This is a genomic window from Candidatus Marinimicrobia bacterium CG08_land_8_20_14_0_20_45_22 (assembly GCA_002774355.1).
Classification (GTDB): Bacteria; Fidelibacterota; UBA2242; order UBA2242; family UBA2242; genus 0-14-0-20-45-22.
Map to the genome: position 1 here is coordinate 1 of PEYN01000172.1, position 7,700 is coordinate 7,700.

The 7,700-nt window shown below is 43.9% G+C and carries 7 protein-coding genes; 6 read left to right on the forward strand and 1 reads right to left on the reverse strand.

From position 1 onward, the window contains the following. Window positions 1–263 (reverse strand): hypothetical protein (locus COT43_10035; protein PIS27526.1); only part of this gene is annotated, 263 nt, incomplete at its 3' end. Between the two features lie 355 nt (window positions 264–618). Here COT43_10035 and COT43_10040 point away from each other — a divergent pair. From COT43_10040 to COT43_10065, 6 genes are all read left to right on the forward strand, one after another. After that, window positions 619–1,926, forward strand: a complete 1,308-nt coding sequence (locus tag COT43_10040; GenBank protein PIS27527.1) for a hypothetical protein — start codon at window positions 619–621, stop codon at window positions 1,924–1,926. Between the two features lie 59 nt (window positions 1,927–1,985). Then, window positions 1,986–3,308, forward strand: coding sequence for a saccharopine dehydrogenase (locus COT43_10045; GenBank protein ID PIS27528.1), 1,323 nt, complete (start codon window positions 1,986–1,988; stop codon window positions 3,306–3,308). 139 nt (window positions 3,309–3,447) lie between these two features. Next, the gene (locus tag COT43_10050; GenBank protein PIS27529.1) at window positions 3,448–4,419 is read left to right on the forward strand and encodes a phosphohydrolase; all 972 of its coding nucleotides are present in this window, start codon (window positions 3,448–3,450) and stop codon (window positions 4,417–4,419) included. Between the two features lie 11 nt (window positions 4,420–4,430). Continuing rightward, a complete protein-coding gene (locus COT43_10055; GenBank protein ID PIS27530.1) occupies window positions 4,431–4,994 on the forward strand; it encodes a hypothetical protein in 564 nt (187 codons plus the stop codon). Then, window positions 4,991–6,742 (forward strand): hypothetical protein, encoded by a 1,752-nt coding sequence (locus tag COT43_10060; protein ID PIS27531.1) that lies wholly within the window; start codon window positions 4,991–4,993, stop codon window positions 6,740–6,742. Before COT43_10055 ends, COT43_10060 begins: the two co-directional genes overlap by 4 nt. 31 nt (window positions 6,743–6,773) lie before the next feature. Beyond that, on the forward strand, window positions 6,774–7,700 hold a 927-nt coding region (locus COT43_10065), incomplete at its 3' end, for a hypothetical protein (GenBank protein ID PIS27532.1).

Consider the following 7,700-nt stretch of genomic DNA (forward strand, 5'->3'; position numbering starts at 1 on the left):
AGTTTGCCACTGGGCGCATTAATCAGACTATAGTAGTGTAACAGATAGTCAACATGGACATGCATTGCTCCATTATCGTTTCCATAATTGCTGGACGACCATGCTAACGCCGCATCCCATGCCGTCTTTTCTCCCATCCATATTTTGCCGCTGATTCCTGTCGGTTCGCCCAGAATGATGCCTAAGCCGAACTTGCCTTGCGCTGACGCGAAGCTGAAAAAAGACAATGCCACTAATCCAGAAAAGAGAAACCGCTTAATCACAAATACTCCTTTTTGTTGTCAAATTACAAATAAACCTTATGAAATTTATATAATATTTCATTTAATCAAAAGTAATATCTCACTCCGTGATTTCCTGTAAAAAGAATGTTTTAGTCATGTAAGAGAATCCGATTTGTTTTCTGAAATTCGGCTTTGATATTTTTACAAATCCCGTAGTTTCCCAATTTACAATCTATGATTTTTGTCAAAATGGCGTTCCCGCTATTGGCAAAAATAACTCATAAATTCTGAATTAGTCAACCTACACAAATTGCCACTGATTTTTGGAAAAGCCTTTCCTTTTCGAGCGTAAAACCCTTAAATTTCTAAAGTGTAAAAACAAGAATGAGAGATTATGAGAATTGGAATTAGACGAGAAGACAAGAACGAATGGGAAGCGCGTACGCCGCTGATACCCGAACAAATCGCAGAGTTGCTCCAGAATCCAGAGATGGAATTCATCGTTCAACCTTCGTCGATTCGCACTTATTCTGATGATGATTACGCTCGATCGGGAGCAGTTGTTCAGGAAGATCTATCCGGTTGCAACATCGTTTTTGGTATCAAAGAATTTCCGACCCAATTTCTCCAGCCTTCCAAAATCTACATTTTCTTTTCTCACACGATCAAAGGTCAACCTTACAATATGGCAATGCTAAAACGTTTGGTCGAACTAAGAGACACACTTATCGATTATGAAAAGATCGTCGATAACAACGGTCGGCGCTTGGTTTTTTTCGGGAGATTTGCCGGAATTGCCGGTATGATTGACACCTTTTGGGCGTTCGGTCAACGTCTGCAGTCTGAAGGCATTCGAACCCCTTTTGCAAAAATTCAGCAGGCGCGATTCTACGCTAATCTTGACGACGCAAAATCGAAATTGAAATTCATCGGCAATGAAATCGTTGGAAATGGACTTCCTCATTTAACACATCCGCTGATTTTCGGCATCACCGGTTACGGTAATGTTTCTCGGGGCGCGCAGGAAATTTTAGACCTCTTCCCTATCATCGAAATCAAACCCAACGAAATTGCTTCGCTGTGGAAAAATCCGAACTTCAGCCCTAATCATTTATATAAGGTCGTTTTCAAAGAAGAACATTTAGTCAAACCGATACGTTCCGATGCGGTTTTTGGCCTACAGGACTATTACAAGCATCCGGAAAAATATGAATCGAAATTCGACGATTACTTGCCCTATCTTACTGTCATCGTCAATGCGATTTACTGGGACAAAATGTATCCGCGATTGGTTACCAAGAAATATCTCAAAACAGCAGAACTCGAGAATCGCTCACTTCCGCTAAAAGTCATCGGCGATATCACGTGCGACGTGGAAGGCTCGATCGAATGCAACATTCAGGATTCGAATCCGGGAAATCCCGTCTACGTTTACGAGCCAGTTTCACAGACAATCCAATACGGTCATAAAGGAAAAGGCGTCGTCGTGTTGGCGGTCGATAACTTACCGTGCGAATTGCCAAAAGAATCATCATCCATTTTCAGCAACATACTAAAAGAATTCATTCCGGCACTCTCAAAGACCGATTTTTCCGTCTCGTTCGAAACGCTTCAATTATCGCCGGAACTAAAAAGGGCGACGATCCTACTTAATGGTGAATTCACGCCAGAATTCAAATACATGGAAAAATTTATAGCATAAACGCATAGCAACATGGTAAATCTTATTAGTCAAATTGTTAATTTTAGGAGGAAAATCGAATGAAGAAAGTTTTGGTTTTAGGAGCCGGTCTCGTATCGAAACCGTTGGTCAGATATCTACTTGACATTCCGGAATTCACCGTCAAAGTTGCAACCCGCACCGTCAATAAAGCGGAAAAACTGATTGCGGGTCACCCCCGCGGGACAGCGCTGGCACTCAACGTCAATGACACAGATCAATTGAAAAATCTAGTTAAAGAATGCGATCTGGCAATTTCTCTTCTACCTTACACATATCATGTTAAAGTCGCGGAAATGTGCATAGAATATAAGAAGCATTTAGTCACGACTTCCTATATCAGTCCGGCTATGAAAGCGTTGGACGCGCAAGCGAAATCGGCAGGCGTTCTATTATTGAACGAGACAGGCGTCGATCCTGGCATCGACCACATGTCGGCCATGCGGATCATTCACGGTGTCGAGAAAAAGGGCGGAAAAATCGTCAGCTTTCGTTCATACTGCGGCGGACTTCCCGCGCCAGAAGCCAACACCAATCCATTTGGTTACAAATTTAGCTGGAGCCCACGTGGTGTATTGATGGCTGGCAGAAATGACGCAAAATTTATGGAAGATGGAAAGATCGTTGAGATTCCCGGAAAAAACCTCTTCAAAAACCACAAACCGCTGGAAGTTGAAGGACTCGGAACGTTTGAAATTTATCCGAACCGCAATTCCCTTCCTTATATTGAAACCTATGGTTTGAAAGACATCAAAACGATGATTCGCGGGACGATCCGGAATATCGGTTGGTGCGACACACTATTCTGCGTCGCCAAACTCGGCTTGCTGAGTGATGAAAAACGCGACGATTTAAAAGGCATGACCTTCAAGAAATTATTATTCACTCTCATTAATTCCGACGGTTGCGATGCCCGTGTGGAATTAGCCAGATTCCTCAGCGCCGATGCTACCAAACAAGTTTTGGACAATCTGGAATGGTTAGGACTTTTTAGCGACGAACCGTTACCCGAAGCAGAACCGACATTGCTGGATGTCATGACAGCTCAATTCCTGAAACTTATGTCGTTCGGTGAAAAAGAGCGTGATTTAATTATTCTGATCCATGAATTCATCGCCGAATATCCAAACGACAAAAAAGAAAGAATCACTTCCACGCTGATCGATTTCGGAATTCCCGGCGGGGACTCTTCGATGGCGCGAACGGTAAGTCTTCCGGCGGCGATCGCCACACGGATGATTCTTCAAGGAGAGATTAAATTGACGGGCGTTCACGGACCCGTATTGCCGGAAATTTATAATCCGGTACTAAATGAACTCGAAAAAATGAACATCGTCTGCAAAGAAAAAGTCTTCGCCCTTTAATTTTAAATCCAATCGACAGCCTGCCGGGGTCAACTAAATTTCGGCAGGCTGTTTCATTATCCGAACCAGCGCTTGTTTCATCGGCGTTTCGTGGAACTTTTCCTTAGATAATTTTCCATAATTTCCCTATTATTGGAAAGTGAATGAAGAGGTTAAAATGAATAAAAAATTTATTGTTGATTTTCAGGAAAATGAGACCATCTCTAGTTACTTTTGCGTTCTGACCAAATCGTTGAAAAAAACAAAAGACGGCAAAGATTACATCAGCCTTGAACTCACTGACAAAACGGGCAAAATCGATGCGAAAATCTGGGACAGAGCCGCCGAGTTCAACGATAAATTCTATCAGGGAGACGCCGTCGCGGTCAAAGGTCAGATTGTTTCTTACAACGATTTGCCTCAGATCAAAATCGACTTGATTCGCCAGGCGTCGGAAGAAATCGACAAGTCACACGGTTTCGATCTTTCCGATCTGATCCCAATCACCAGTAAAGATATCAATCAGATGTGGAGCGACGTTCAGGAAACGATCGAATCCATCAGCGAGGAATCACTGAAATTGCTCGCTCGGTCAGTTTATCAGAAATATGAAACTCAACTTAAAAGACATCCCGGTTCAATGGTTCTTCATCATGCTTATCTTGGCGGACTGCTTGAACATGTTCACTCAATGTGCAATTTAGCCTTTCACGTCTGTGATACTTATCCCGAACTCAACCGCGACCTCGTTCTTACCGGCATTTTACTGCATGACATCGGAAAACTCGTTGAACTAAAATTCACGACGGTCGGTTCATATTCCGATGAAGGATATTTGCTGGGACACATCGTTATCGGAAGAGACATGTTACGCGAAGCGGCCGCGCAGATTGCCAATTTCCCGGAGCGGTTATTGCTAAAACTCGAACACATCATTCTATCTCATCACGGAAAATTGGAATGGCAATCGCCGCGAGAACCTCTTTTCCCTGAGGCTCTTATCGTTTACTACATCGATGAAATAGACACGCGCTTGTTTCAAATGAAACACGAAATCGAAGCGGATTCTTCTGACGGAAATTGGACATCGCGCAACAATTATTTCAAAAGAAGTCTCTATAAAGGTGAATGATTTAAGATTTTATGGATAAACACACGCAAAATATCGCATTTACAGGAATTTTTATCGGTCTAATCCTTGGCGTCGGTTATGCTCTTGCCTTCATTCCAAACGTCGAACTCATCACCGCTATGGTTTTTATGTCTGGCGTATTGATGGGATTGAGACGTGGAATTCTGATCGGATGCGTCGGAGAATTTCTCTTTTCAGCTCTAAATCCGGTAGGTTCCGGAATTCTGTTCCCTCCCATGCTGATCGCGCAAATCATTTCGGTGGGAATCATCGGAGCGGCTGGCGGAATTTTTGGCAATTTCGTTCTTTCGTGGAAACCAAATCCGACTCACGTGTGTATTATCGCTCTATTAGGCGCAACGCTGACTCTTCTCTACGATATTCTCGTTTCAGTAGCCTTCCCGATCTCCGCCGGATTCAATCTCAAGGCAATTGGAACAACATTAATTGCCGGAATTGCTTTCAGCGTAGTTCATCTCGTTATCAACACATTGATTTTCATCTTCATCGTTCCGATTGCATCGCAGAAAGTTTATGTGGCAATTTCCTACTTTCACTCAGACGAAAAAAAATGACCAAACATTCGCTTACCAGATTGATAAATGTATTTTTGACGGTTACAATCGTTCAATCTGCAGGCTTTACGCAAACAAAAGCCATCCCCGATTTGATGTTGTATGACCGATTGTTTTCCGGCTCGAGTTGGTTTTCACTCCCGTCGGACGATTATGGGACTAACGGCGCGGTTTCGCTTCTGAATCTGCCGTCCGGCGCAATATTTTTTCGCATGAACGGACTGAAAATAGAAGATCCGCTTTTTGGGCAGTTGCCGACTTCATGGTTCAATATTCGACATTCTATCTCGAAATTCGACAAATCCGGCAGAACGACGACATTCTCGCCGGTTTATTCAGACTCTGGTAAACTCGCCTCCGGTTTTGACTATTTCAAAGGTGATTATGGATTTTTGGATTTCGCGCTCCATCTAAACGGCGGAATCGGAAACAACGTTCGATGGCGGTTTGTTGGCAGTAACGCGGCATACGACGGCGCATCATTTCTTCTCGGTTCGATACCTTCAAACTATGGCGAAAGTGTATCGCAGTCGTTCTTGTTTGATGTTCATTCACGACGGAATGATTGGCAGTTCGACTATGGCGCGTCATACCAAAAATATATTCCCGGGAAAACGGCACCGTCTGTTGTCGGGTCTGTGAGCGGGATTTCCTATCTGAATTGGGGATATGGAGGAAAATTGAAAGAGTCCCGGGCTGGCATGTCGTTTATCGCATCGAGTGGAACGGCTTCGGATTCTTTTGCGATCGGCGCGCAGGTTTCGTCGTTCCTATACGGCAATCACGCTTCGGAAGACCGGTGGTGGTTCGATGCGACGGGCTACCAGTATTCCGGTTTGATTGTAAAGACGCTGACCAGCGGAAAAAACCGCCTCGTTTTCTCATTCGAGCCGGACGTACAAAACGTTTACTCTGAATCGTTCACTTCCCAAAAATTGACAACGCTGACCGGTAACATCCAGTTAGAGCGTCCGCTTGGACGAACTTTTATTTCGATGACGCCGGGATTCGTAAATCATGAGGTGACGTGGAATTTGTCTGCCCGCCGCAATCTATATAATCGGCTGGGACTTCATGCTGAAATTCTACGAGATTATGTGTTTTACCCGAACATCTTCTTCACAAATCCTAATAACACACGCCTGAACAAACCGCCGAAAGAAGGATTTGGATTCTGGCTCGCTTCAATCTCGGCGGATCATCGCTCCAAATTCATCGGATTGGTCAGCGAATTCGGTTTCGTCAATTCCGATTTCAATATTCCCTACCAAAATTCCAATTCGGACACGATAATTCAATTTATAGTCAAATCGCTGAACACTGCCTATTTTACTGAAGACTTATCACTCTTGCTTCCATGGAAAATGACGCTTCGTTCCAAAACCACCTTTCTGCCATCGCCGGACGTTGATGATTTTCTACAACTGCAAACGTGGGGACAGATGGCGCAGGCGATTCCGCTTTTTCACGGAAATCTGAAGTTGTATTTGGCAGGCGAATTTACATATCAGTATGGTGGAAATTCCTTGGTATGGTTTGATGAATTGCGCAGTGTAGGAATCAGCGGCACGCGATATTATACTAATGAACGACTCAATTTTAATATCCGTATTGGCGGAAATATAGATGATTTTCATATTTTTTACGTGATCTATAACGCGGAAGGAAGGTTTTTCTCAACGCTTGGCAAAATGCCATATCGAAACAATCTCAAAATCTTCGGAGTGGAATGGAACTTCTTAGAATAATCCTTCTCTAAAAATAGAAAGGAGCCATGAAATGAAATCATTATTTTCTCGACATCTGGTTTCAATTTTGGAGATCTTTTTTCTTCAAATCACGATTTCCACAACGTCGGCAACGGCTCAAACGGCTGATACAACCCGAACGAACATTTTTCGCGATTCGTACCGGGCGGCGCTGAGCGACGGCGAACTGACGACGGAAGAGTCGGCAATGCTGAAGACACTCCAAAAATCGTTGGGACTTGCCGATTTGGAAGTCGATTCGATTAAAACTGTCGCCCCTCTGAACCTTCCCAAAATGATTGATCAATCGGGTCGGTGGCCGCTCGTTCTGCAAAATATGCTGTATGGTGTCGGATTATATGGCTGGGGAATTCCGTATGTTCTCGATGCAGACGATGCCAAATGGTACGTCGCCGGAGAAATGATCTCCCTAAGTGCGGCTTTCTGGGCAACCTACCAGTTGACAAAGAAAATGGAAATCTCTTATGCCCGGTCCCAGATGATCCGCTACGGTTCACTGGTTGGAATGTTGACCGGCACGGTGCTGACCCAATATATTGAACCGGATAATTTTACTAAAATGAGTTGTCTGATTATGATGGCCTCCGTTCCGGCTGGAGCCGTTCTTGGAGATCGCTATTATCAAAAATGGAAACCATCACTCGGTCAATCATGGGCGATGACGCAATGGGGCGAGATTGGAGCACAAACATCAGGTTCAGTTTTCTACCTACTCACCACAGAGCCACAACCACCAATCTATAATTGGAATCCGAATGTTGATTGGGAAGTATATCAGCAGGACTATAATCGGAAATATACAGCGTACGAAAAAGACCGTGATCAATGGGAGAAATGCCATATGCTATGTTACACCCTTGGTTATCCGCTCGGCACATGGTTCGAAAATAAATTCTTCCGCGACCGGCAATACACATTCGGTGATGGATTAATGCTC